Source organism: Saccharomonospora azurea NA-128 (genome assembly GCF_000231055.2).
In the GTDB taxonomy this organism is placed as follows: domain Bacteria; phylum Actinomycetota; class Actinomycetes; order Mycobacteriales; family Pseudonocardiaceae; genus Saccharomonospora; species Saccharomonospora azurea.
Window position 1 is genome coordinate 4,671,066 of record NZ_CM001466.1, and the last position, 24,554, is coordinate 4,695,619.

The 24,554-nt window shown below is 71.7% G+C and carries 24 protein-coding genes and 3 pseudogenes; 16 read left to right on the top strand and 11 right to left on the bottom strand.

Going from position 1 to position 24,554, the window contains the following annotated elements; all coding sequences use genetic code 11:
- The first annotated feature begins 76 nt into the window (after positions 1–76).
- Together ggt and SACAZDRAFT_RS21495 are read left to right on the top strand one after the other, a co-directional pair.
- Entirely contained in the window at positions 77–1,903 is a 1,827-nt protein-coding gene (ggt, locus tag SACAZDRAFT_RS21490) for a gamma-glutamyltransferase (protein WP_005445195.1), read from the top strand.
- Between the two features lie 56 nt (positions 1,904–1,959).
- Entirely contained in the window at positions 1,960–2,664 is a 705-nt protein-coding gene (locus tag SACAZDRAFT_RS21495) for an antibiotic biosynthesis monooxygenase (RefSeq protein WP_232286322.1), read from the top strand.
- A gap of 1 nt (position 2,665) precedes the next feature.
- Here SACAZDRAFT_RS21495 and SACAZDRAFT_RS21500 read toward each other — a convergent pair whose 3' ends face one another.
- From SACAZDRAFT_RS21500 to SACAZDRAFT_RS21515, 4 genes are all read right to left on the bottom strand, one after another.
- The gene (locus tag SACAZDRAFT_RS21500; RefSeq protein WP_005445198.1) at positions 2,666–3,556 is read right to left on the bottom strand and encodes a DUF4429 domain-containing protein; all 891 of its coding nucleotides are present in this window, start codon (positions 3,554–3,556) and stop codon (positions 2,666–2,668) included.
- A gap of 75 nt (positions 3,557–3,631) precedes the next feature.
- Positions 3,632–4,396 carry a tyrosine-protein phosphatase gene (locus tag SACAZDRAFT_RS21505; protein WP_005445200.1) on the bottom strand — a complete coding sequence of 255 codons (765 nt, stop codon included), beginning with the start codon at positions 4,394–4,396 and terminating at the stop codon, positions 3,632–3,634.
- A 145-nt stretch (positions 4,397–4,541) separates the two neighbouring features.
- On the bottom strand, positions 4,542–5,006 hold the full coding sequence (locus tag SACAZDRAFT_RS21510; RefSeq protein WP_005445202.1) for a hypothetical protein: 465 nt from the start codon (positions 5,004–5,006) through the stop codon (positions 4,542–4,544).
- Between the two features lie 85 nt (positions 5,007–5,091).
- Positions 5,092–6,096 (bottom strand): helix-turn-helix domain-containing protein, encoded by a 1,005-nt coding sequence (locus SACAZDRAFT_RS21515; RefSeq protein WP_005445203.1) that lies wholly within the window; start codon positions 6,094–6,096, stop codon positions 5,092–5,094.
- A 168-nt stretch (positions 6,097–6,264) separates the two neighbouring features.
- Between SACAZDRAFT_RS21515 and SACAZDRAFT_RS21520 the strand changes: the two genes are divergently transcribed.
- Positions 6,265–6,672, top strand: coding sequence for a ChaB family protein (locus tag SACAZDRAFT_RS21520; RefSeq protein WP_040928062.1), 408 nt, complete (start codon positions 6,265–6,267; stop codon positions 6,670–6,672).
- 33 nt (positions 6,673–6,705) lie between these two features.
- Here SACAZDRAFT_RS21520 and ligD read toward each other — a convergent pair whose 3' ends face one another.
- The 4 genes and pseudogenes from ligD to SACAZDRAFT_RS22715 form a co-directional block, all read right to left on the bottom strand.
- A complete protein-coding gene (gene ligD / locus SACAZDRAFT_RS21525) occupies positions 6,706–7,743 on the bottom strand; it encodes a non-homologous end-joining DNA ligase (protein WP_005445207.1) in 1,038 nt (345 codons plus the stop codon).
- Positions 7,740–8,825, bottom strand: coding sequence for an ATP-dependent DNA ligase (locus SACAZDRAFT_RS21530; protein ID WP_198283886.1), 1,086 nt, complete (start codon positions 8,823–8,825; stop codon positions 7,740–7,742). The genes ligD and SACAZDRAFT_RS21530 overlap by 4 nt, the downstream gene beginning before the upstream one ends.
- A gap of 68 nt (positions 8,826–8,893) precedes the next feature.
- On the bottom strand, positions 8,894–9,886 hold the full coding sequence (locus SACAZDRAFT_RS21535; protein WP_005445210.1) for a sigma-70 family RNA polymerase sigma factor: 993 nt from the start codon (positions 9,884–9,886) through the stop codon (positions 8,894–8,896).
- A 66-nt stretch (positions 9,887–9,952) separates the two neighbouring features.
- A pseudogene (locus SACAZDRAFT_RS22715) lies at positions 9,953–10,441 on the bottom strand (GlxA family transcriptional regulator); the annotation flags it as partial.
- Between SACAZDRAFT_RS22715 and SACAZDRAFT_RS21545 the strand changes: the two are divergent.
- Positions 10,435–11,172 (top strand): annotated as a pseudogene (locus tag SACAZDRAFT_RS21545) (NAD(P)H-dependent oxidoreductase); the annotation flags it as partial. The pseudogenes SACAZDRAFT_RS22715 and SACAZDRAFT_RS21545 overlap by 7 nt on opposite strands.
- A gap of 32 nt (positions 11,173–11,204) precedes the next feature.
- Here the strand turns inward: SACAZDRAFT_RS21545 and SACAZDRAFT_RS21550 are convergent.
- Positions 11,205–11,447 (bottom strand): hypothetical protein, encoded by a 243-nt coding sequence (locus SACAZDRAFT_RS21550; protein ID WP_005445213.1) that lies wholly within the window; start codon positions 11,445–11,447, stop codon positions 11,205–11,207.
- Positions 11,448–11,547: 100 nt separating this feature from the next.
- On the opposite strand from SACAZDRAFT_RS21550, the gene SACAZDRAFT_RS21555 reads away from it, so the two are divergent.
- Positions 11,548–13,050: an aminotransferase-like domain-containing protein gene (locus tag SACAZDRAFT_RS21555; protein ID WP_005445215.1), complete on the top strand. Its 1,503-nt coding sequence runs from the start codon at positions 11,548–11,550 to the stop codon at positions 13,048–13,050.
- 24 nt (positions 13,051–13,074) lie between these two features.
- Here SACAZDRAFT_RS21555 and SACAZDRAFT_RS22720 read toward each other — a convergent pair whose 3' ends face one another.
- Positions 13,075–13,350, bottom strand: coding sequence for a hypothetical protein (locus SACAZDRAFT_RS22720; protein ID WP_232286323.1), 276 nt, complete (start codon positions 13,348–13,350; stop codon positions 13,075–13,077).
- A 338-nt stretch (positions 13,351–13,688) separates the two neighbouring features.
- Here SACAZDRAFT_RS22720 and SACAZDRAFT_RS21565 point away from each other — a divergent pair, with 338 nt between their 5' ends.
- The 7 genes from SACAZDRAFT_RS21565 (at position 13,689) to SACAZDRAFT_RS21595 (ending at position 20,708) form a co-directional block, all read left to right on the top strand.
- Entirely contained in the window at positions 13,689–14,807 is a 1,119-nt protein-coding gene (locus SACAZDRAFT_RS21565) for an MBL fold metallo-hydrolase (RefSeq protein ID WP_040928065.1), read from the top strand.
- 86 nt (positions 14,808–14,893) lie between these two features.
- Complete coding sequence (locus SACAZDRAFT_RS21570; protein WP_005445219.1) at positions 14,894–16,045, top strand: CapA family protein; 1,152 nt, start codon at positions 14,894–14,896, stop codon at positions 16,043–16,045.
- 43 nt (positions 16,046–16,088) lie between these two features.
- Positions 16,089–16,814, top strand: a complete 726-nt coding sequence (locus tag SACAZDRAFT_RS21575) for a pyridoxal-phosphate dependent enzyme (protein WP_005445220.1) — start codon at positions 16,089–16,091, stop codon at positions 16,812–16,814.
- A 70-nt stretch (positions 16,815–16,884) separates the two neighbouring features.
- Positions 16,885–17,391 carry a PH domain-containing protein gene (locus SACAZDRAFT_RS21580; RefSeq protein WP_005445222.1) on the top strand — a complete coding sequence of 169 codons (507 nt, stop codon included), beginning with the start codon at positions 16,885–16,887 and terminating at the stop codon, positions 17,389–17,391.
- Positions 17,388–18,926: a PH domain-containing protein gene (locus tag SACAZDRAFT_RS21585; protein ID WP_005445224.1), complete on the top strand. Its 1,539-nt coding sequence runs from the start codon at positions 17,388–17,390 to the stop codon at positions 18,924–18,926. Before SACAZDRAFT_RS21580 ends, SACAZDRAFT_RS21585 begins: the two co-directional genes overlap by 4 nt.
- Positions 18,927–18,961: 35 nt before the next feature.
- Positions 18,962–19,990 (top strand): aminotransferase class V-fold PLP-dependent enzyme, encoded by a 1,029-nt coding sequence (locus SACAZDRAFT_RS21590; RefSeq protein ID WP_005445226.1) that lies wholly within the window; start codon positions 18,962–18,964, stop codon positions 19,988–19,990.
- Positions 19,991–20,039: 49 nt separating this feature from the next.
- Positions 20,040–20,708, top strand: a complete 669-nt coding sequence (locus SACAZDRAFT_RS21595) for a hypothetical protein (RefSeq protein ID WP_005445227.1) — start codon at positions 20,040–20,042, stop codon at positions 20,706–20,708.
- Positions 20,709–20,747: 39 nt separating this feature from the next.
- Here SACAZDRAFT_RS21595 and SACAZDRAFT_RS21600 read toward each other — a convergent pair whose 3' ends face one another.
- Positions 20,748–21,716, bottom strand: coding sequence for a ferritin-like domain-containing protein (locus SACAZDRAFT_RS21600; RefSeq protein ID WP_005445229.1), 969 nt, complete (start codon positions 21,714–21,716; stop codon positions 20,748–20,750).
- 92 nt (positions 21,717–21,808) lie between these two features.
- Between SACAZDRAFT_RS21600 and rimP the strand changes: the two genes are divergently transcribed.
- The 4 genes and pseudogenes from rimP to SACAZDRAFT_RS24035 all read left to right on the top strand — a co-directional run.
- Positions 21,809–22,348: a ribosome maturation factor RimP gene (rimP, locus tag SACAZDRAFT_RS21605; RefSeq protein WP_005445231.1), complete on the top strand. Its 540-nt coding sequence runs from the start codon at positions 21,809–21,811 to the stop codon at positions 22,346–22,348.
- Positions 22,345–23,376 carry a transcription termination factor NusA gene (nusA, locus tag SACAZDRAFT_RS21610; RefSeq protein ID WP_005445233.1) on the top strand — a complete coding sequence of 344 codons (1,032 nt, stop codon included), beginning with the start codon at positions 22,345–22,347 and terminating at the stop codon, positions 23,374–23,376. The genes rimP and nusA overlap by 4 nt, the downstream gene beginning before the upstream one ends.
- Before the next feature lie 26 nt (positions 23,377–23,402).
- On the top strand, positions 23,403–23,759 hold the full coding sequence (locus tag SACAZDRAFT_RS22725) for a YlxR family protein (protein ID WP_408638055.1): 357 nt from the start codon (positions 23,403–23,405) through the stop codon (positions 23,757–23,759).
- Between the two features lie 88 nt (positions 23,760–23,847).
- Positions 23,848–24,554, top strand: a pseudogene (locus SACAZDRAFT_RS24035) (translation initiation factor IF-2 N-terminal domain-containing protein); the annotation flags it as partial.

Genomic DNA, 24,554 nt, shown 5'->3' on the forward strand with positions numbered 1-24,554 from the left:
CGGACGACGGTCGCGGGCCCGTCCGTCGTGGACGATGCTGGAGGCGGTTCTTCGCTGACGACACCGGGAGGTGCGGATGTCCCCGAGGGCCACGCGGCCACGCCGACAGCGCTTGGTGGCCGGACTGACCGCGGTGGGAGTGACGGCGAGCCTCACGGCGCTCGTGTCCCCGACCGCGGCGGCACACCCGAGGCACCTCGACAAGCAGCCGGTCGCGGTGGGTTCCGGGGGAGCGGTCAGTTCGGTCGACCCGTACGCGACCGAGATCGGTCTGGAGGTACTGCGCCGGGGCGGCAACGCCACCGACGCCGCCGTGGCGACGGCCGCCGCGCTCGGGGTCACCGAGCCGTACAGCGCCGGGATCGGCGGCGGAGGCTTCTTCGTCCACTACGACGCCGCGACCGGGGACGTCGAGACCATCGACGGCCGGGAGAACGCGCCGGCGGCCATGCCGCACGACGCGTTCATCGACCCGGAGACGTCGCAGCCCTACCCGTTCTTCCCGGACATGGTCACCAGCGGGGTGTCCGTGGGCGTGCCCGGGACACCCGCCACGTGGGACGCGGCTTTGCGGGAGTGGGGAACGTACTCGCTGGCCCAGGCGCTGCGCCCCGCCGTCCAACTCGCCAGGCGCGGCTTCGAGGTGGACGAGGAGTTCCGCGAGCAGACCCTCGACAACGCCGAGCGGTTCTCGGCGATCGAGCCCACCGCCGAGCTGTTCCTGCCCGGCGGTGACGCTCCCGCCGTCGGCTCGGTGTTCCGGAACCGCGACCTCGCGCACACCTACTCCGAACTCGGCCGCAGGGGCGTCGACTGGTTCTACACCGGACCGATCGCCGGCGAGATCGCCGAGACCGTGCAGAACCCGCCCCGCAGCGGTGACACGAACCTGCCCGTCCCGGCGGGACACCTCACCGCCGAGGACATGGCCGACTACGCCGTGGAGCGTCCCGAGGCCACCCCCCACGAGTACCGCGGCTACGAGGTCGTCGGCATGGCACCGCCGTCGAGCGGAGGCACCACCGTCGGGGAGATGCTCAACATCCTCGAACGGTTCGACCTCGCGTCGATGACCACGGACGAGGCCCTGCACCACTACCTGGAGGCGTCCGCGCTCGCCTACGCCGACCGGGGCCGCTACTCCGGTGACAACCGGTTCGTGGACGTCCCGGTCGAGGAGCTGCTGTCGGACGACTTCGCCGCCGAACGCGCCTGCGAGCTCGATCCCACCACGGCGGCCGACAAACCCGTCGCGGCGGGCACGGCCGACGGCGACTACGACCCCACCTGCGAGCGCACCGACACCGAGCTCGTCGAGCGACCGGACACGGAAGGACCGTCCACCACACACCTGTCCGTCGTGGACCGCTGGGGCAACGTCGTGGCCTACACGCTGACGATCGAGCAGACCGGTGGCAGCGGGATCACCGTGCCGGGCCGCGGATTCCTGCTCAATAACGAGCTGACCGACTTCAGCCACGTGTACGACCCCGAGGACCCGAACCGCATCGAGGGCGGCAAGCGGCCGAGGTCGTCGATGTCGCCGACCATCGTGCTGCGCGACGGTGAACCCTGGCTCGCGCTCGGCTCGCCCGGCGGATCCACGATCATCACCACGGTCGCCCAGACGTTGATCAACCGCATCGATCTCGGCATGGACCTCCCGGCCGCGCTCGCGGCGCCTCGCGCGACCCAGCGCAACACCGTCACCGTGTCGGCCGAACCCGGATTCCGCGACGCCCACGGTGCCGCCTTGGAGGCCTACGGGCACGCGTTCTCGACCACGTCGCAACTGGGGGCCGCCGCGGCCGTCGAAGTCCTGCCGGACGGTGAGGTGCAGGCCGTCGCCGAACCGGAGCGCCGGGGCGGTGGTGCCGCGGGAGTGGTGTACCCGCGACGGTGACGAACCCGGTCGTTCGACGGATGCCGGTGAGTGCCCTCGGTGCATACCGTTCGGGCATGACCTCGAACGACACCTCTCCGACGGTCCTGCCCGGTGTCCTTCCGGACGTGCGCCGCGACGACGCTGGACTCGTCACCGTCGACATCATCGAGAGCGCTGCAGTGCCTGATCGGGCACGGCAACGCCGGACGGCCGACTCGCTGCTCGCGGCAGACCGTCCGTGGAACGCGGGCCTGCTCGCCGACAGCGTGCTCCTCGCCACCGACGGGTTGGGCGTGCTCCGGTACTCGCAGTGGCGCGACGAGGACGCCTACGCCGAGGCGCAGAGCCGGTTCCCGGCGGCGATCGCACCCACGACGAGCGGCGCCGCGCGCTCGGTGCGCCACCGGCTCTACCGCAGCGCCGTGCCCGACGACCTCCCTGCTCCGGGCGTGGTCGTGGTGATCACGTTCGACACCGACGGCGCCGACGTCGGCCGCCGCTTCGTGGACGCGCTCCTGGACCGCCACCCCGTCGTCCGAGGCGCCGCACCGCCGGAGGGCATGGGGAGCAACGACTTCCATCTCGCCGTCGACGGAACGCAGGTGCTCAACTGGGCGGAGTTCGTCGACGAACGCGCACACCAGCGGGTGGTCGACACGGCGTTGCAGCCGGACGACGACGTGCCGCGCCTCATCGCCGAGACGCGCGGCCTCACCCCGCGCGGGTTCCGCCGGTACCTGCCGTACGGGCTGGCCACGCCCGGGGGCCGTACGCGCTAGGTCAGCCCGACAGCCTGCGCAGCAGGGCCTGCTTGGCGACGGCGAACTCGTCGTCGTCGAGGATGCCGTCCCGGTGCAGGGCGCCGAGTTCGCGCAACCGCTTCAGCACGGCGTCGACGTCCTCCAGCGCGCCGGAGCTCTCCTCGGACACCGACGAGGCCGCTAGCTGCGGCTGATCGGACTCGGCGGGCGCGTGGGGGTGTGGCAGGCGCGCGGTGACCGCCGCCGCCACCAGCACGGTCAGCAGCTCGTTCTCGGTGCCCCACAGCAGGCGCACGCAGTGCGGGTCGCTCTCGGGCGGCAGGGTGGCCGGAACGCCGCGAACGCGGAACCGCAGCAGACCCTCCTTCAGGCCCATGTTCGGCCGCCAGTCCACGCCCTCGACGGAGTCGAGCGGGAGTTCCGTGCGGTGCTGCTTGCGCTTCACGTCCGGGGCCTGCCAGCCCCACTCCAGCACCACCCGATGTCCGTCGCAGGACACGGCGGCCTCGCCCACGGACACTGTCACGGGCACGGCCGGACCGGGCAGCGCGTACTGCTGGAAGGCCGCGGGCTCGTCGTCTCCCCGTCGGGTGAAGCGCACGGCGTCGACCAGGTACTCGGCGGTCTGCTGCTGCTCGGGTTCGACGGTGAGCTGGTAGGGGTCCGCCTGGTCGGGCAGGTGACCGGCCGCCGCCACCGACAGCGGGTCGGCGCCCTCCTTGAGCCGCACGCGCAGCCTGCCGGTCTTCCGGCCCGGTTCGTAGGACACGCCTGCGATCGTGGCCAGCGGCAGTTCCAGCTCGCCGAGTGCCTTCCGCACCTTGTGCACGCGACGATGGGAGCCGGGCGTGATGCGCAGCGTCTCGCCGTCGAAGGTCCAGGTGCCGAAGGGCGACGTCATCTCGGCCATGCGGGAAGGATAGGGCAGCCCGCCCGGGAAAGATCGACGCCGGTCCCGACGTCGCCGTCCGAGTCGTCGCGTAGGTCAGGCCCGAAGCCTGCGGTACAGCGCGTCGAGCTCGTCGTCGGTGAAGCCGTTCTTCCCGAGCACGTTCGGCACCCCGCCGTAACGCTTGTCCACCTGCTCCAGGAAGGCCTCCATGGTCTCCGCCCTGGGCCGGTGGTGGTCCTCGGGAACGCTGTCGATGTTGCCCGCGTAGGTGGGCGAGCTGCGGAGGCGGTCGAGGATGAGGCTCAGCCGCTGCCCGGTGGCCGCGTAGTCGCGGATGACGTCCTCACGGCGTGCCCCGGCGACGGTGAGCGCGAACGCCACGACCACGCCCGTGCGGTCCTTGCCCGCCGCGCAGTGCACGAGGGCCGCCCCTGAGGCCTGGTTCACCGCCCGCAACGCGGCGACGATGCTGTCGGGGCGCTCCTCCACGTAGCCGAGGTAGTGGGCGCAGGAGGGGTCGCCGGGGTAGCGCTCCTCCTCCCGCTTGCGGCGCACGAGCAGTGCCTCCGCCGTGGCGTCGAAACCGTGCTCGGGCAGCAGCGAGTGGTTGACGTGCGTGATGTGTCCGAGGCGGGTCAGCGGCGTGGGACCCTCCGCGGCGACCTCGGTCGGTGACCGCAGGTCCACGACCGTGTTCAGCCGTGCGTGTTCGACCAGATACCGAACGTCAGCGGGGGAGAGGTTCTGGAGGTTGTCGGAGCGGAGCAAGCGGCCCCGCTGGATCTTGTCACCGTCGTCGGTGGGGATTCCCCCGACGTCGCGGACGTTGACGGCACCTTCGAGATCGAGCCACAGCACGTTGTCCAGTGTCCCAGCATCGCGCCGTGCCCGCCAGGACCGTGGCCCGTCCGGCCTAGTGTCCGATGTGGATGGTGGTGACGACACGAGCGGGCGGTGTGGCCCCGGACACCGGAACCACACCGCCCCCTGGGACCGTCTGCCGTCAGGCGGTGACACTCCCCACGCCCGAGCAGCGGACGAGCACGCCCTCGGAGAAGTCGGCCACGCAGACCCGGAACTGCAAGTTGCTGCCCTCGTAGTAGTTCTTGTTGCAGACGCCCCAGCTGCCGGCGCCCATCCGGTTCTGGCACTCACCCTGGCGGTAGAGCGACCCGTTGCGGTAGTTGTCCCAGATCACGACGGCCGAGGCACCGTCGGACGACGTGTCCTTGACCCACCACTTGTCGCCGTAGTTCTCGAAGCAGGCCTGGGCACCGGTGACCGACAGGCACTGCACCCCGCTGGAGGGCGGAGTCCCCTTCACGACGCGGTCGACTTCGTACGCGGCGGCCGACGCCCCCTCTTCGCCGGCCGCCGGTCCGACCCCCTCCACAGCCGACGCCGTCGCCGGCGCGAACGCCAGGAACAGCGCCGCAACCCCCACCGCGACTCTGCGAATCGTGCGCATCGCACGTCCCCCTTCTTCTCGATCCTGCCCTCGCCCTGTGGCGGGGGCATCACCGTCGAGAACCCATGCTCGCGGGCGGAGGACGCTATGTCGTTAGCGCAGCCTCTTCGGTTTCTTGACACTCCCTCCACGGTGTTCGGGGCAGTGCGTCGCGCCGGAGGTCGCTCGGCGCGACGCCGTAGGCGGCCCGGAAGGCCCGGGTGAAGGCCGCGTGGTGCGAGAAGCCCCAGCGGGCCGCGATGTGGTGGACCGGAACGGTGTGCATGGCGGGATCGGTGAGATCCCGGCGCGCCTGCTGCAACCGCCGCTCGCGGATCCAGCCCGCCACCGTGATGCCTTCCTCGCCGAACAGCCGGTGGACGTAGCTGGTCGAGACGTTGTGAGCCGCCGCCACCAGCCGAGGACCGAGCTCCGGGTTGTGCAGCTGCTGGTCGATGAAGGCTTGCATCCGCAGCAGCAGGTCACGTCGATGCACCGCGGCGGGAATGTACTGCCGCTCGTCCTCCAACGCGTTCGTGAACAGGCCGGTCAGCACGTCGCGGAGCACCACCGCCAGTCGGGGGGCGTCCGCACTCCGGTAGGAGTCGTGGTCGGCGACGATGTGGTCGAGCACCGTCGCCAGCAGACCTCCGAGCCCCTCGCGCGCCGACAGCCTCCGCCCGACCAGTGACCGGGCGCGGTCCTCCGGCAGCGCGAGCATCGCCTTCGGCAGCTCCACCCCGACGCAGGAGATGGTGCGTGCGCCATGGGCGTCGAGCCGGAAGGGCAGCGATGAGTCGTTGAGGTGCACGTCACCGGGCTGGTAGGTCACGTCGGTGGCGCCGTCCACCCGTCGCAGCGCTCCCTCGCGCAGCAGCACGATGTTGTAGGTGCTCGGGTCGCACTGCGCGATCTGCTCGGGGGTGCGGCGGAACCGCACCGGAGAGAACGACATGGTCCACACCCGCATCGCGTCGATCGGGAGGTCGCGTTGTCGGAGGTGGGAATTGGTGGTGAGCGGTAGCGCCTCCATCTCGGTCGCCGGGGGCGTCTCCGGCACCGTGAGCGCGGTCGCCGTCCCCCGGCCCCGATCGGCCATCGGCTCAGTCATGCAACCCCCCAGTAGGTCGACTGCCACGGACCGTGCCGTCCGATGCTATCGAGCCCGGTGACGGCGGTGGGCCGTGTTGTCGAGACCCCGCGTTTGCCGGTGCCGAAGATCGGCAACCCGGACGGCAGACGACACGAAGAGCAACTGATCACGAAGCAGGTGAGATCCGTGCCGGGACGTCAGGAACTTCCGAGTACGTTGCAACGCTCTCCGGAGAAGGCGCAACGTACGTGGATCGAGGCGCACGACTCCGCCGTCGAGACCTACGGCGAGGGCAGGCGCGCGCACCAGACGGCGTTCGCCGCGCTCAAGCACACCTTCGAGAAGGTCGGCGACCACTGGGAGCCGAAGAGTCGCAAGGGGCCGTCCGACAAGCAGGCCTCGCGCGGTGCGGGCCAGCGCGCCACGAAGACCGCGGGCGGCGTGGACGCGAACGCCAGCAAGGAACACCTCTACGAGCGGGCCCGGCAGCTCGATATCCCCGGCCGCTCCTCGATGAGCAAGAAGGACCTCGTCGACGCGTTGCAGAAGGCCAGCGGGCGGCAGAGCGCCAAGGCCCGCAAGAGCAGGTCGTGAGTGGTTGAGCGAGCGGACGATCCGCTTCTCCACTCAGGAGCGCGAGGGGCGCTTGGCGCGGCTCGGCGCGACGCGGGGCGGCTCGCCCGGCTGCTTGGGATACACCGGCGGCCACGGAGCGTCGAGCAGTCCCGCCTCCCGATCGCGCCGCGACAGCTCCAGCAGCGGTTCCAGCGACTGCGGCTGTGAGGGCAGCTCGCGCCAGGCGTCCCCGCGCTCGGCCAACCGCTCCGGCACGGTCGCGAGCGTGAGGTCGTCCGGCTGGACCTCCGCCAGCTCCGACCAGTCGAGCGGAGTGGACACCTGGCCGCCCGGCCGGGGACGTACGCACCACGCGCCGAACACCGTCTTGTGCGGTGCGTTCTGGTTGAAGTCGACGAACACGCGGCGGCCCCGTTCCTCCTTCCACCACGCATCGGTGACGAGGTCGGGGTGCCGGCGGTGCAGTTCCCGCGCGAGGGCGACCGCACCGGCCCGAACCTGGTAGCTGTCCCACTGCGGTCGCAGGCGCACGTAGAGGTGCAGCCCGCGCGACCCGGTGGTCTTGACGAAGCCCCGGATACCGAGCTCGTCCAGCAGGTCCTTGGTCGCCCAGGCGGCGTCGCGCACCTGCGAGAACGTGACACCGGGCGACGGGTCGAGGTCGACGCGCAGCTCGTCGGCGACCTCGGGCGCGTCCGCGCGGTAGGGCCAGACGTGGAAGCCGAGACACCCCAGGTTGACCGCCCACAGCACGTGCGCGAGGTCGGCGGCCACGAGCGCGTCGCTGGTGGTGCCGTTCGGCGTGGACACGACGGTGGTGCGCAGCCACGGCGGCGCGGACGACGGGACGCGCTTCTGGAACCAGGACTTGCCACCCGCACCGGCGGGGTAGCGCTCCATCAGCAGCGGACGGCCGCCCAGTGTGGCGAGCAACGGCTGCTCCACCGCCTGGTAGTAGCGCACGAGGTCGAGCTTGGTCTCCCCGCGCTCCGGGAAGTACACCTTGTCCGGGCTGGAGATCGCGACCTCGGTGCCGCCGACGTCGAGCACGACGCCGTCCTTCTTCCTGCCGGTCCCGCCGCCGCTCATCGCGTCCCCACCTCGTCGAAGAACGCCCTCAGCTCGGCGGGCGGAACCTCGTCGAGCTGCGCGTACGTGCACGAGTCCGGTGTCCGGTCGGGGCGGAACCGCACCAGCCTGCCGCCGTGGCGGAACCGTCCGGCCTGGACGTGCTCGTACCGCACCTCGGCCACCAGCTCGATCCGCACGGGCTCCCACGACAGGTCCTTGCCCGCGCTCCAGCGGCTCTGGCCGCCGGGCATCCGTCCCGTGGCCGCGGGGTCGCGGGCCGTGTCCGCCCACTCTCGCCACGGATGGTGCGCCAGCGCGTTCTCCCGCAGCGGGGCGAGCTCGTCCACGAGCTCCCGCCGTCGTGCCGCGGTGAAACTGCTGGCCACGCCGACGTGGTGCAGCGTCCCCTCGTCGTCGTAGAGGCCGAGCAGCAGCGAGCCCACTCCCTGGCCGTCCTTGTGCCAGCGGAACCCGGCGACCACGCAGTCGGCCGTGCGTTCGTGCTTGACCTTCCACATCGCCCGCTTGTCCTGCTGGTACGGCAGGGTCCGATCCTTCGCCATCACCCCGTCGAAGCCCGCGCCCTCGAACCGGGTGAACCAGTCCTCCGCCACGTCCGGATCGTCGGTGAGGGGTGTCAGGTGCACCCGCGACAGAGCCGTGTCGAGCACGTCCTGCAGCAGCCCGCGCCGCTGCGCGAACGGGGTGCCGGTGAGGTCGCGGTCGTCGAGTGCGAGCACGTCGAACGCCACGAAGCTCGCGGGCGTCTCGTGCGCGAGCTTGCGCACACGCGACGCGGCGGGATGCAGCCTGTTCTGCAGCGCGTCGAAGTCGAGGCCCTCCTCGGTGACCACGACGATCTCCCCGTCCACCACGCACCGCGGCGGCAGTGCGTCGGCCAACAGGTCGAGCAGCTCGGGGAAGTACCGGGTGAGCGGACGGTCGTTGCGGGAGCCCAGCTCGATCTCGTCGCCGTCGCGGAACACGATGCAGCGGAAGCCGTCCCACTTCGGCTCGTAGTACAGCCCCGGCGAGCGGGGCAGGTCGCGCACCAGCGTGGCCAGCATGGGCCGCACCGGCGGCATGACGGGTAGCTCCACGTTTCGAGCCTACGACCGGGCTCCGACAACGGCAGGGTCGTCGAAACCCGGTTAGGGCGCCGGTGCGGTCAGCTGGCCCAGTCGAGGAGGGGCTCGCTGCGCTGCGGTTCCCGCAGCATCGCCATCGCCCGCGACTCCAGGGTGCGCACCCGCTTGCGGCTCAGACCGAGCCGCTGCGAGATCTCCGGGATGGTGTGCTGGTGTCCGTCGCGCAGCCCGTAGCGCAGGGCCACCACGGCGGCTTCCGCCGAGGGGAGGCTGTCGAGGGCGGCGCGCAGCTCGTCCACCATGGCCTGGCGCTCCAGGCGCTCGCCGACCGCGGGAACGGCCCCGTCGGCCACGAGGTCACCGAGGTGCAGTTCGCCGTCCTCGTCGAGGGGCACGTCGAGGCTCACGGTCGAGCGGCCCGCCTGACGCAGCGCCACCACACGCTCCACCGGCATGTCGGCGGCGGCGGCCAGCTCCTCCAGCGTGGGCTCGTGGTCGCTCTTCGCCTGGAGGGTGCGTTCGAGGCGGTCGAGCTTGGCCACCTGCTCGTTCACGTGCATCGGCAGGCGGATCGTGTTGCTCTGGAAGGCGTTCCCGCGTTGGATGGCCTGGCGGATCCACCACATCGCGTACGTGGAGAACTTGAAGCCCTTGGCGTAGTCGAACTTCTCCACGGCGCGGATCAACCCGAGGTTGCCCTCCTGGATCGCGTCCAGCAGCGGCAGGTTGGTGTGCCGGTTCTTGCGAGCGGCCGTCACCACGAGACGCAGGTTAGCCTTGACCATGTGGTCCTTGGCTCGCTGTCCGTCCCGGGCGACCGCCTCCAGGTCGCGGCGGTCGTGCTGCAGGGTGGTCTCGCCCGCGTCGGCCTGGCGCAGCAACTCGGCCGCGTAGACTCCCGCTTCGATGCGTTTGGCGATGTCCACTTCCTGGTTGGCGGTGAGCAAGGGCGTCGCACCGACCTCGTCGAGGTAGTACCGGACGATGTCCGGCTCCTCGGTCACAGGGCGGCCCCGCCGGGAGCCGCGGCGAGAGGTCGAGGCGCGGTTCGCGGTCAGTGTCGCGTCAGCCAATAGTCTGCTCCCTCCTTCGGGAGGAGCAACGCATCACAGAGCAGCTGCATTCCGTGTACTGCGCCGTCAGGTGGAGGTGTGACGGTACCCACGGAAGGTATGACGGTAACGGCTCGGTGAAACACCCAGAGTACGCGAGAAGTGTTGCCGCAGTGACACCGTCGTGGTGAATCCGGTCGCCGCGGCGACCCGGTCGACGGGCAGGTCCGTGCGTTCCAGCAGCTGGCGAGCCCGTTCGACCCGCTGGCGGAGCAACCACTGGTGCGGCGACAGGCCGACCTCCTGCCGGAACCGCCGGGTGAACGACCGCGTGATCCCGGCGGCCTCGCCCGCGGAGGTCAGCACATCGCCGTTGTCCGTGTAGGGCACGTCCCGATCGAGATGCACCAGCGGGAAGGACCGGCGGAAGTTCTCGGCCGACTTCCAGTGCGTCGTCGCGCGGAGGCCGTCGAGCAGGCCCGCGGCGGCGAGCACGAACGCGCCCGTGCAGATCGACGCCAGCCGCGTGCCGGGACGCAGCCGGCGCAGCGCCTCGGCCAGCTCCGGGGTCAGCCGCCGACGCGGGGGTACGCCACCTGCGAGCCCTCGGCCACGACGTGTGCCTGCGCGACCTCTACGCCTCGAAGTGGGACCCGGTGGTCGAGGCGGACGACTTCGACCACGATCCCGCCGACCGTCTGCTGGTCGGCGCCGCCGCCCGGGAGGCTCACCGCCGGGGGACGTTGAGCGACGACATCCGAGCCGAGCAGGAGCTGGTGTGCGCGTCGGACGTCCTCGTCGTGTAGTTCCCGCTGTGGTGGTTCGGGATGCCCGCGATCCTGAAGGGCTGGTTCGACCGGGTCTTCGTCAACGGCTTCGCCTTCGGGGTGCGCGACCCGGACAGCGGCGCCGTGCTGCGCTACGGCGACGGTGGCCTGCGCGGCAGGCGCGCCATGGTCGTCACGACCATCGGCGCGCGCGAGGCGTCGTTCGGACCGCGAGGGATCCACGGCGAGCTGGAGGACGTGCTCTTCCCGATCCAGCACGGCATCTTCCACTACACCGGAATGGATCCCTTGCCGCCGCTGGCCGTCTACGGCGCGGACCGGGCCACGGACCGCGACTTCCGGGCCGCGGTGACGCGACTGCGCGAGCGACTCTCGGCGCTCACGGAGATCGAACCCGTGCCGTTCCGGACACAGGACGGCGGTGACTACGACGAGGATCTCGTCCTGCGGCCGCACGTGGCGCCGGGCGTCACCGGCCTCGCCGCCCACTACGCCCCGCCCCGCTCGGTCCGCTCCTGAGCTGCGGTACTCGGGCGCCTCGATCCCGCAGGTCAGGAACGCATACCGCTGGCCTTGTGCCCCGCGGGAGTCGAGGACGGGTGCAGCTCGTCGAGCAGACGCCGGGTGCGCTGCGCGTTCACCTCGCCCACCGTCCACAGCACGCGCAACCCCTCGGCCACGCGGCGGGCGAAGGCGGGCTCCACGTCGGGAGCCGGGCCTTCGTACCGGACGAGCGCACCCAGCCCGGCGAGTACGGCGGCCAGGACGACGAGGAACAACACGGTCAGGACCACGACAACGCACGCCCCTTCTGGTGCCAGTCTAGCCAATCCATTTCCTATTGGACTGCTCTTGCTCTAGTCTTGTTCGGATATTGGACCGGAGGTAGTGCCAATGTCGGGGGAAGTGGACCGTTTTCAGCACGGTGCGGCACTGGCCATGGTGCTGGGGGACTGGAGCGCGGGAGAGGGACCGCTCTATCGCAAGCTCGCCGCCGCCCTCGCCCGTGCGGTCGACGACGGCGCGTTGACCACGGGGGAACGCTTGCCGTCGGAACGGGAACTCGCGCGCGTGCTGGCCGTCAGCCGGGCCACCGTGGTGGCCGCCTACGAGGAGTTGCGCGAGCGCGGAGTCGTCGATCGCAGGCAGGGCAGCGGAACCCGGATCACCGGTCGGCGTAAGCCGCCTCGAAGTGACGGCCGGGTACGCGGCGGTCAGGGCACCGCGATCGTGCAGCGGCTCATCGACGGCCCGGGGTCGTTGATCTCGCTGAGTTACGCCGCGGACGCGGGGCTTCCGGAGGTCGCCGACGCCGTGCACGCCGTGGCCGCCCACGACCTGACGGAGCTGCTCGCCGATCCCGGCTACCACCCGCGGGGGCTGCCGGTGCTGCGCGCCGCCATCGCCGACCACTACACGGCCACAGGTCTGCCCACCGAGCCGGAACAGGTGCTCGTCACCTCCGGAGCCCACCAGGCCCTGGTCCTGCTCGCCGAGGTGTACCTGCGTGGCGCGGTCTCCGTCGTGGTGGAGGCCCCCAGTTGGTCGCCGTGCCTGGACATCTTCCGCCAGCACGGCGTCGATCTCGTCCCCGTGGGACTCGACGCCGACGGCGGCGACGGCATCGACGTGCACGCGCTCGCCTCGGCGCTCGCGACCACGTCACCGAGCCTGCTGTACGTCATGCCCAGCTTCCACAACCCCACGGGACGGCTCATGTCCGCGACCCGCAGACGGCAGGTCGCCGAGCTGGCCGCGCGACACGAGGTGGCGGTGGTCGAGGACAACGCCTACGAGGGGAGCCTGCTGTCCGGTGACGTGGCGACGATGCCCGCGCCGCTCGCCGCGTACGCGCCCGCCTCCGCCGAGGTGTTGACCGTCGCCTCGTTGAAGGGCGTCTGGGCGGGGCTCCGCGTCGGCTGGGTGCGGGGCCCGGTCGGCGTCGTCGAACGGTGTGCCCGCCGCAAGGCCATGGCCGACCTGGGCAGCCCGCTTCTCGACCAGGCGGTGGCCGCCCGGCTCGTGCCCCGGCTCGGCGAGCTCCGCCGTTCGCGGTCCGCCGTGCGTCGTGAGCAGTGCGCCGAACTGCAACGGTTGCTGCGCCACCGGCTGCCCGAGTGGAGCTGGCGGACACCGGACGGCGGGTCGTCGCTGTGGGTTCGCCTGCCCGGCGACCACAGTGCCGACGTGTTCGCGCAGCTGGCGCTACGGCATGGCGTGGAGGTCGTCCCGGGTTCGGCGATGGACCCGAACGGTGAGCACGACGCGTACTTCCGCATCCCGTTCCTGCGCCCACCCGAGGTGCTGGCCGAGCTGGTGAACCGGCTCGCGGCCGCCTGGACCGAGCTGCAACGGCACGGCCCGTACGACGACCTCCCGTTGCGTCCCGTGGTGTGACGGCGCCGGGTTCCCGGTGACCTGTCACCGCCACCGGACGCGCAACAGCCTCGGCCAGTCGTCCACCATTCCGGCGTCGCCCTCGACGTGCAACGACGCCAGCGGCGTGCGGTTCCACAACGCCGAGTACAGCTGCTCCGCCGTACCACGCACGCACGCGCCCCCGGAGTGCGTTCGCGCGTCGGCCAGGGGCGAACGGGCGACGTGGGCGCCCTCGCCGTGGAAGGTCAGCGTCCACCGTTCGCCGACGTCGACGGCCTCCACGCGCAGTAGATCGGCGTGGTGACTCCGCCTGCGCAACGAACGCACGCCGAAGGCCCCCAGCAGCTCGTCGACGCCGTCGGCGGCGAGTGCGGGATCGACGGGCCCCGGCGCGCCCGCCGCGAGTTCGGCGTCGAGGCGGTGGACGGTGGCCTCGTGCAGCCGCCGAGGCGAGTCTCCGCCCGGCGTCGTCGATCGCGTCGATTCATTCGGTCACCCTCACGGTCGGCAGGGTGGCACGCGGGACCGACAATCGTGCCGACGAGTGCCGAGGGAGTTCGAGGCGTCAGCGACGACACAACACGGCGATGTCGGCGCGGAGTAGCGTGGGCGTCGCGATCGAGGAAGCCGGTAACGGGCGGGGGTGCGTGGTCGTCATGAGGGCTGCGGTCGGGTTGCTGGCGGGACTCGGGTTGCTCGCCACGGCGAAGGCGGCGGTGGTGAGTTCGCGGGTACTTACGGCGTTGGGCGGGCGTCCGGACCCGGAGAGCCTGCGCTCGTCACCGCAGTACCGGGACGGCACCTTCCACAACGCCCGCCCCGCGCGCTGGCTGCCCAGCGGCAGCACCCGTGACGCGCTGCGCGAGATGCTCGTCTCCCCCCAGCCGAGGAAGCCGGCGGGACCGGTGCCGCTCGTTCCTCCCACTCCCGCTCCCACCGAGGGACTGCACGTGACGTGGTACGGCCACGCGTCGTCGCTCGTGGAGCTCGACGGCACGCGGGTGCTGCTCGATCCCATGTGGAGCGACCGCGCGTCCCCGGCGTGGTTCGCGGGACCTCGGCGCCTGCACCCCGTGCCGCATCGACTGGCCGACCTGCCGCCGCTCGACGCGATCGTCATCTCACACGACCACTACGACCACCTCGACCTGCCCACGGTGCGCGAGCTGGTCCGGCTGCAGTCGGCGCCGTTCGTGGTTCCGCTCGGCGTCGGCGCGCATCTGCGGGTCTGGAACGTGCCGGAGGAGCGCATCGTCGAGCTCGACTGGCACGAGACGGCGTCGCTCGGAGCGCTGGAGATCACCGCGACCCCGGCCCAGCACTTCTCGGGCCGGGCGTTCACCCGCAACACGACGCTGTGGGCGTCGTGGGTGCTGACCGTCGACCGGCCGACGCGTCGGCGCGTGTTCTACAGCGGCGACACCGGGTACTGCGACGCGTTCGCCGACATCGGCCGCGACCACGGCCCGTTCGACGTCACGCTCGTGCAGATCGGTGCCTATGCCACGGGCTGGCCCGACATCCACATGACCCCGGAGGAAGGGGTGGCCACGCACCGCGACGTCCGCGGCGGGCTGCTGGTGCCCGTGCACTGGGGGACCTTCAACCTCGCTCCGCACGGCTGGGCCGACCCGGTGGAGCGGCTGCTGCGCGCGGCCGAGGCACACGACGTGTCGGTGACGGTGCCACGTCCGGGTGAGCGGATCGACGTGACGGCCCCACAGTCCCCGGCGCAGCGCCAGTGGTGGCGGGAGCTCGTCGCGAACGCGGAGTGAGCGACGGCGGGTGGGCCGTGCGTGATCACGCGGCGTGAACGGGCAGGATGACCTTCGCCTGTCCGTGTCGCCGAAGGGGTCACTCCATGTCACGTCGCGCCGTGCTCGCGGTGCTCGGTACCGCCGCACTCGTCGCCGCGTGTTCGTCAGCGGACTCGTCGTCGCCCGAGCCGAGGTCCGACTACACGCAGACGCACCCGAGTGCGCCCGGTGCGTCCGAGCCGCCGTCGTTCAGCGTCGTGGCCACGGGCGACATCCTCGTCCACCCGGAGCTGACGGAGCAGGCCTCGGCCGACGCCGCCGCCGCGGGCAACGGCGGGCCCGACGAGTTCGACTACTCGCCGCTGCTGGAAGGGGTGCGCCCGCTGGTGTCGGACGCCGACCTCGCGCTGTGCCACCTGGAGGTGCCGCTCGCGGAGGACGGCGGGACCTACGCCGGGTACCCGCAGTTCATCGCGCCGCCGGAGCTGGCCGCCGGACTCGCGGACACCGGCTACGACGGGTGCTCGACGGCCTCGAACCACACGCTCGACCACGGCGCCGACGGCGTCGTGAGCACGCTGGACGCACTCGACGGCGCGGGCATCGAGCACACTGGGTCGGCCCGCAGCGCGGAGGAAGCCGACACCCCGCTGATCTACGACGTCGACGGTGTCGCGGTCGGCCACGTCTCCTACACGTTCGGCTTCAACGGGTTCGAACTGCCCGAGGACAAGCCGTGGCTGTCCAACCCCCTGGACGCCGACGCACTGGTCGCCGAGGCCGAGGCCGCGAAGGACGCCGGTGCCGAGGTCGTCATCGCGAGTGTCCACTGGGGACAGGAGTACGTGCACGAGCCGACACCCGACCAGCAGGCTCTCGCCGAGCGGCTGGCGTCGGAGGAGTCGATCGACCTCGTCCTCGGCCACCATGCCCATGTCGTGCAGCCCATCGAGAAGGTCGGCGACACCTGGGTCGCCTACGGGCTCGGCAACTCGGTCGCCCGGCACGCCGAACCCCGGGGAGTGTCGGAGGAGGGCATCGCGGCCCGGTTCACGTTCGTGCGGGAGGACGGCGAGTGGTCGGTCGAGCAGGCGGAGTACGTGCCGACGCTCGTCGAACTCGGCCCGCCGATCCGGCTCGTGGACCTGGCCACGGCGGAGCCGACGGAGCGCAGGACGGAAGCGCTGGAGCGCACCGACGAGATCGTGCGCAGCCGCGGCGGCGCCGACGACGGGTTGACCCGCCCGGGGAACTGAGACTCGGTTGCCGCGAGGGCGGCGACAGGACGAGGCTGTCGGCATGACCCATCGCGTGGTACGAACACCGTCCCCCGACGACGTCGACAAGGCCGCGGACATCGTCTCCTCCGTGCTGTCCCCGACCTCGGTGCTCGACGGCGGGTGCCGGTTCGACGTCACCCTCGTCCAGCACGGCGCCGGGTACGACGAGGCCGAGGCGCACGCGTTGAAACTCGCCCGGCGCGGCGCGCGGTACGTGTCGCCCTACAACGACCCGGACGTCATCGCGGGACAGGGGACGCTCGGCAAAGAGCTGGACGCGCAGTGTCCGGGCCCGCTGACCGTGGTGTGCACGGTCGGCGGCGGCGGGCTCGCGTCGGGACTCGGGTTGTGGGCGGCGACGCGGGACGACGTGCGGGTCGTCGGAGTGGAGCCCGAGGCGGCACCGGCCGTGGCCGCGGCGGTGCGGGCCGGCCATCCCGTTCCCCTCGACCTCGGGGAGACCGTGGCGGACGGCATCACCGCCAACCTGGAGCCCGGCTCCGTGACGATCGACCTCGTCGCGCGGCACATCGACCGCCTGCTGACGGTGACGGAGGACGAGATCGCCGAGGCCGTGCGCCACCTGGTGCGTGCCCACGGCATCGTGGCCGAGGGGGCGGGCGCCGCGGCGTATGCGGCGGTGCTCGCGGGCAAGGTCGACACCGGCGGCGAGGACGGCCGCGTGGTCGCCGTCGTGTCCGGGCGCAACATCGCACTGGGCACCCTCGCCCGCCTGTTAGCCTGATCGCCCGTCCGGGTGATGGACCCACGTGCGTGAGTCGGCGGGCGAGCGCCGGCTTCCGGGAAGGACGTGAATGGCCGAGGGGGAGGGCGGCGTGCTGCGGTTGCGCGCGCCGAAGAACGCGATCGACCGGCGTGCCCGGCTCTGGTGGTGGACGCAGTGGGCGCTCGTGCTGGTGCCCGCGTTCGTGACGCTCGGCGTGCTCGCCGGGCTTCTCCCGCCTGCCCGGCCGTGGCTGCTGCTGGCCCTGGCGGTGAGCGCCGCCTGCGGTCTTCCGGCAGCCGTGCTGTTGCCGCTGTGGTGGTACCGCGTCCATCGCTGGGAGGTCACCGACGACGCCGTGTACACCCGCACCGGCCGGATCTGGCGGGAATGGCGAGTGGCACCGATGTCGCGCATCCAGACCGTCGACATCCAGCGCGGGCCGATCGAGCAGCTGTTCGGGCTCGCGACGGTCACGGTCACCACGGCGTCGGCGAAGGGCGCCGTCGAGATCCAGGGGCTCGACCACGACCTCGCCGCGGAACTCGTCGACCAGCTCACCCGGACCACGCAGGCCACTCCGGGTGACGCGACGTGACCACCGAGGGCGACGTCGTCCGGACCGAGTCGACCGGGGCCGGGTGGAAGCAGCTCGACCGCCGGACGATCGCGCTCACCGCGGTCCGCTGCCTGGGAGGCGGGATCGCCACCGCAGTCTCGGGCACCGTCTGGCTGAGCCGGGTGTTGCCGCTGGGCGATATCGTGCTGATCGCACTCTGCGTCACCGTCGCGCTGGTGGCCGGGGGAGCCGTCGTCGAACGCGTGCGCTGGGTCAGGACTCGCTACCGCGTGCTGCCCGACCGCTTCGAGTTGCGCAAGGGCATCGTCGTTCGCTCCCGCCGGTCACTGCAGCGCGACCGCATCCGCACGGTCGACATCACCGCGTCTCCGCTGCTGCGGGTCTTCCGCCTCGTGCGCGTGGACATCGGCACGGGCGAGCAGACGAGCGGCGACGGTGCGTCGCTGTCGCTGAACCCGGTGAGCCGGGCCGACGCCGAGTGGCTGCGGACGACGTTGCTGGATCGCGAGCGCACGGACGAGCCCACGGCCGCCGACGACGCTGTGCTGTCCACATTGGACATGTCGTGGATTCGCTACGCGCCCGTGTCGTTCGCGACACCGTTGTTGGGCACCGCGGCCTTCGGTGGCTTGCTGCAGGTCACGGAGTGGTTCGGCATGCAGAACGACGCGCTGAGGTGGGTGGGGCACCTGCTGGGCGCCCTGCCCGTCGTCGGCGTGCTCGTGCTCCTGGCGGTGGTCGCGATGATCGTCGGGGCGGTCGCGGCGACGGCCGTGTTCGTCGAGATGTGGTGGCAGTACCGCCTGAAACGCGAGCCCGGTGGCACGTTGCGCGTGCGCCGAGGCTTGTTGACCACCCGGTCGACCTCCGTGGAGGAACGGCGACTCCGCGGCATCGAGCTGGTGGAGCCCCTCGGCAACCGGCTGATGGGTGCGGCCAGGATCGACGCCGTCGCCACGGGGATGTCGCAGAGCGCGCAGGGCAACAACGGCGAGCACAACACGCTGCACCCCGCCGCCCCGCGCGAGCTGGTCGGCCGGGTCGGTGCGGCGGTGTTGCGGGAACCCGTCTCGCCCGTCGACAGCGTGCGGCTCCGGGCGCACCCGAGAGCGGCGCTCGGCCGTCGGATCCGCTGGGCGTTGATCGCGGTCGCGGCCGTGGTGCTCCCGCTGTTGGTCCTCGGGCTCGCGGTGACGTCCGTGCTGGTGCACCTCGCCTGGGTCGGCGCGGTCGTGCTGCTGCCGGTCGGCGTTGCGTTGGCGTTCGACGCGTACCGCAATCTCGGTCACGGCATCACGGGGCGCTATCTCGTCGCCCGGCACGGTGCGCTGCGCCGGGGCACGGTGGCCCTGCAGCGCGGCGGGGTCATCGGGTGGACCGTCCGGCAGTCGTTGTTCCAGCGCCGGAAGGGGCTGGTGACCCTCACCGCCACCACGGCGGCGGGTGCGCAGGGGTACTCGGCCTACGACGTCGACGAGCACGAGGGTCTCGCCTTCGCCGAGGAGGCCGTTCCGGGCCTGCTGACGCCGTTCGTGGAGCGCACCGCTCGCTGACCCCGCGTGTCGGTCCGTGCGGTTACTGTGGCCGGATGAGAACCGCCTTCGGTGCCGAGTTCGACGTCGTCGAGTGCTACCTGAACACGCCGACCGTGGGTGTTCCGCCGGTGCACGTCGCCGACGCCGTGGAGGAGTTCGTGCGGAACTGGCGCACGGGCGAGTTGCGCGCGGCCGACTTCGACGCGGTCGTGGACGAGACCCGCGAAGCCTTCGGGCGCCTCGTCGGGGTGCCCGGCGAGCGCGTGGCCGTGGGATCGGCCGCCTCACAGCTCGTCGGACTCGTGGCGCAGGGCGTGCCGGACGGTTGTCGCGTTCTGGTCGCCGAGGGCGAGTTCACGAGCGTGTCCTTCCCGTTCGCCGCGCAGGCCGACCGAGGCGTGAAGATCACCGAGGTGCCGTTGCGTGACGTGCCCGGAGCGGTCGCGGAGCACGACCTGGTCGCGGTCAGCGTCGTGCAGTCGGCCGGCGGGGCCGTGCTCGACGTGGAGGCGCTGAGGGCGGCCGCCGAGACGGCCGAGGTCCCCGTGCTGCTCGACGTCACCCAGGCCGCGGGCTGGATGCCGCTACGACTCGACTGGGCCGACTGGGTGGTCGGGGCCGGGTACAAGTGGCTGCTGGCGCCCCGGGGCGCGGCCTGGCTCGCCGTGCATCCGAGGGCGGCCGACCGCACCCGCCCCGTGGCCGCGTCCTGGTACGCGGGGGACGACCGGTGGAACAGCATCTACGGCCTGCCGCTGCGACTGGCCGACGGTGCGCGCCGATTCGACGTCTCCCCGGCCTGGCCCGCGTTCGCCGGTGCCGCCCCGGCGTTGTCCTACCTCGCGTCCCTCGATCTCGAGGCGGTGCGGGCCCACGGTGTCGCCCTCGCCGACCGGCTTCGGGTCGCGGTCGACCTTCCCGCGCAGGCCAGTCCCATCGTGGCGTTGTCGGCGCCGCGGGCCGTGGAGCGGCTGTCGGAGGCGGGGGTGGTCGCCAGTGCCAGGGCGGGACGGGCGCGGGTGGGATTCCATATCCACAACACCGGTGCCGACGTCGACCGGGTGGTGCGCGCGCTCGGGTGAGCGCCGACTACGGTCACGATCCGTGGCTGCACAGGAGCACAGACATGGAGTGACCGACACGGCACAGCTGCCGGCCGTCGGAGCGGACGGAGAGCCCGGCGGTGGTCCGGCACCGGCACGGCGGCCGGGTGGTCCCACACCTCTCGTCCTCGTGGCCGTTCTCGCGGGCGTGGCCGTGGTGGCGGGCCTGGTCTGGGGACTCGTCCGGGCCGGGGGCGGCGGCGGTGTGGTGGGCACGCCGGAAGCGGCGGTCCCGTCGTCGAACCCGTTGACCGACGGGACGTTCTCGTACGAGGTCGTGTCCGGACCGCTCGAAACGACCGACTGCAGCGGCAACTCCTACGGCGACATGATCGAGTGGTTCTCGCAGCACCCGTGCGAGAAGGTGATCCGCGGGCTCTACACCGTGCAACAGGACGAGGCGCGTGCGCTCGTGTCGGTCGTGCTGGTGGTGATGCCCGACGCGGCACAGGCCCAGCAGTTGAAGGCGGTGACCGACACCACCGGCACGGGCAACGTCAACGACCTCGTCCGCGACGGCACGGCCACGCTGCCCCGCGCACCGGTGGTCGCGAACGGCAAGTACCACTCCGAGGCCGACGGCCAGCAGGTGACCATCGTGGAGACCAACTTCTTCGGCGAGCACTCGGACGACGAGCTGCTCGCCGAGATCGCGGGCGACGCGGCCCGCCTGTCCGAACACCTGACCGCGGGCTGACCGGCGCGGGACCGGCGGGCGGGGCCGCCGATTCCGTCGTCAGTCCGCGGTGGTCTCCCGGCCCGGCAGCGGCGGGACGAGCGGTCGGAGCTCGGCCGCCTCGCGCCAGTGCACGCCCCGGGTGGCCGCGCTGACGAGGCAGTGGGCGGCGAAGGTGCGCACCGTCTTCTCGTCGGTCCGTTCGAGCACGCCGTGCCAGCCGGTCGCGGCGTCGGCCTCGGCGGTGGCGACGGCGCGCGCCGCGGAGGCCGCGTCGGTCACCGGATCCGCGAGCACGTAGGCGGGCTCGGCCGGGCGAGGGGTGCGCCCGGCGGACGTCAGCAGCCGTTCACACTCGTCGCGCCGCTCCAGGTGCGCGCGCTCGCCGCGGGCGATGCCGCCGTCGTAGTCGGCGTCGAGGAACGCCCGCACGAGGCTGTAGACCCAGACGGCCGCGTGTTCGGCGCCCAGCGCCCTCTGCAGTGCCTCCGCGGTGTCGTCCTCCAGCTCCGTCACCGACGTCACGTCGAGAGAGGGTTCGTCGGGTGCGGGACCCTGACCGAGTTCGAGGGCCGCCGCGCAGCCCGCGGCCACCGACCCCACCAGCCCGGCGCGGTGCCTCGGCAGGCCGGGGAGCAGGCCCAACGCGTCGTCCCGGGCCTGCGCCAGCGACGCCCAGACGTCACCACCCTGGTCCGCCTCGGGTGCGGCTCCTTCCTCGGGCACGGGGCGGTTCAGCCGTTCGACCTCCGCCCGTAGCGCCTTCGCGTGCGCCGCGCGCACGTCCGCCACCACGCTCACCGCGTCCCGGCGCTCGGGCGACCCCGTGGCGAGCTGCCTGGCGAGCTTCGCCTGCTCCTCGGCCTGCAACCACAGCGGGCGCAACGGGTCGGGCGCGTCGTCGTATCCGGACGTACACGCCGTGAGACCGGTGGTGGCCGGAACGGCCAGCGCGGTGAACGCGACGGCCCGCAGGAAGCTGCGCCTGTCGAGCCCGGATCTGCCGGATCGGGAAGTCACGTGTTGCATCCTGCCACCAGCCGACGACGCTGGGCGGGAGGTGGTCGGGGCACGATAAGCTGGACCACCATTTCAGAACAAGGACAACAGGGAGCTTCACGGTGCCCAACGAACTCGCCAGCAGGCTGGAGCCACTCGTGGCCGAAGCCGTCGGGGCCGCGGGTGTCGATCTCGATGCGCTGGACGTCCAACAGGCGGGCAGGCGCAAGCTGGTGAAGGTGGTGGTCGACAGCGACGACGGTGTCGAACTCGACCAGGTCGCGGAGATCAGCAGGGCGGTGTCTCAGGTGCTCGACCAGCACGAACACCTGATCGCGGGGGCTTACACGCTCGAGGTGACCTCGCCGGGGCTCGACCGGCCGTTGACCAAGCCGCGCCACTGGCGCAGGGCGCGGTTCCGGTTGGTCCGCGTCACTCCGCACGAAGGTTCCGCTTTCGTGGGCCGTGTCGGTGCGGAAAGCGAGGACTCGGTGCGCATACTGGTGGACAAGCAGATCCGCGACCTGCGCTACGCCGACGTACGCAAGGCCGTCGTGGAGGTCGAGTTCAAGCAACCGCCTGCCGACGAGCTCAAGCTGCTGGAAGACGATGGTTGCGGCAAGATCGGTGAAGGCACCGAAACGAAGGAGGAGTCGAGGTGAACGTCGACATCGCGGCGTTGCGCGCGATCGAAGCGGACAAGGACATCCCCTTCGAAACGGTGCTGGAAGCCATCGAGAGTGCGCTGCTGACGGCGTACAAGCACACCGAGGGGCACCAGCCGCACGCGAGGATCGACATCGACCGCAAGACCGGCTACGTGCGTGTGCTGGCCTACACGCTCGACGCGAACGGTGAGGTCGAGGAGGAGTGGGACGACACTCCCGAGGGCTTCGGCCGCATCGCCGCCGCCACCGCGCGTCAGGTGATCCTCCAGCGGCTGCGGGACGCCGAGCACGAGAAGACCTACGGCGAGTTCTCGGCTCAGGAGGGCGAGATCGTGGCCGGCGTCGTGCAGCGGGACGCGAAGGCCAACGCCCGTGGCATGGTGATCGTCCAGGTCGGCGACACCGAGGGTGTGCTCCCCGCGGCCGAGCAGGTGGCCGGTGAGAGCTACGAGCACGGCTCGCGGCTCAAGGCCTACGTCGTCGGTGTCGCCCGCTCGGCGCGCGGCCCGCAGATCACGCTGTCGCGTACCCACCCGAACCTCGTGCGCAAGCTGTTCGCCCTGGAGGTCCCGGAGATCGCCGACGGCACGGTCGAGATCACGGCCGTCGCGCGGGAGGCCGGGCACCGGTCGAAGATCGCCGTGCGCTCCACGATCCCGGGCGTGAACGCCAAGGGCGCCTGCATCGGCCACGTCGGTGCGCGGGTGCGCAACGTGATGAGCGAGCTCGGCGGCGAGAAGATCGACATCATCGACTACTCCGAGGACCCGGCTCGGTTCGTCGGGAATGCTTTGTCGCCCGCGAAGGTTGTGTCGGTGAGTGTGGTCGACGAACGGGCCAGGACGGCCCGGGTCGTCGTGCCCGACTTCCAGTTGTCACTGGCGATCGGCAAGGAGGGGCAGAACGCCCGGCTCGCCGCCCGACTCACCGGTTGGAAGATCGATATCCGCAGTGATGCGGCTCCCGATCCGGCCGAGTCGAGCGTGAAGAGGCATCCCGCGGCGACCGGTTCCGCCGACTGATCGACCAAGGTCTAAACTGGGTTGTGGTGCGACACCCACAGCCGACTTCGACGCGACGTACGGACGAGACCTCGCCGGTCCGTCTGTGTGTCGGGTGTCGGCAACGGGAGTCGATCGGCGCGTTGTCCCGCGTTGTCGCATCGGACGGGCGGTTGGTGGTCGACGAACGTCGGCGACTGCCGGGCCGTGGAGCTTGGTTGCACCCGCACCCGGACTGCCTGTCCAAGGCCGAGCGGCGGCGGGCGTTCCCTCGGGCCCTTCGGGTTAAGGGGATGCTCGACACCAGCAGCCTGCGGCATCATGTGGAACGGCACACCGAGAGTAAGGCGGGCGTGGATTTGCCGCGCCCGGAACGGACAAGGAAGCAGGTCGACCCGTCATGAGTCAGCCGTGAAGCTGAAGCCATGAACGCGCGACGATAGGACGAGGTCTGCGGGTTTCGCCGCCAGACCTCACCAGTTGAGGAGAGCAGTGGCAGGCAAAGCCCGCGTACATGAGCTCGCGAAAGAGCTCGGTGTCACGAGCAAGGAAGTACTCGCCAAGCTGAAGGAGCAGGGCGAGTTCGTGAAGTCCGCGTCATCGACGGTCGAGGCGCCCGTCGCCCGACGGCTGCGTGACGCATTCTCGAGCAAGGACGGCAAGCAGGCCGAGAAGTCGTCCGGCAAGGATCGGGGCCCGGCTCCGAAGCCGGCACCGTCGGCTCCGTCGGGTCGTGGCGTGCCCGCGCCGAAGCCGGCGCCGCCGCAGCGGCAGCAGTCGGCGCAGCCGGCGCAACCGGCGCAGCCCCAGTCCGCACCGGCCCAGCAGGGCCAGCCCAAGCCCGGCCAGTCGCAGGGCCCGAAGCCGGGTCCGCGTCCCGGGCCGCGGCCGGGGCCCGCGCCCAAGCCCGCCGAGCAGGCTCCGGCCGCGAAGGCGAAGGATCAGGGCTCGGTCGTTCCGCCGAAGCCGCAGGGGCCGAAGCCCGGTCCGAAGCCGGGTCCTCGTCCTCCGCGGGTCGGCAACAACCCGTTCGGCGTCGGTTCGGGTTCGCCCGCGCCGAGGCCCGCACCGCCGCGTCCCGGCGGTGGACAGCAGGGTGGCGGTCAGCGTCCCGGTGGCGACCGGCCTGGTCCCCGTGGCGGTGCCCCCCGGTGGCAACCGCCCGAGCCCCCGGCAACATGCCGCCGCGTCCGAACCCC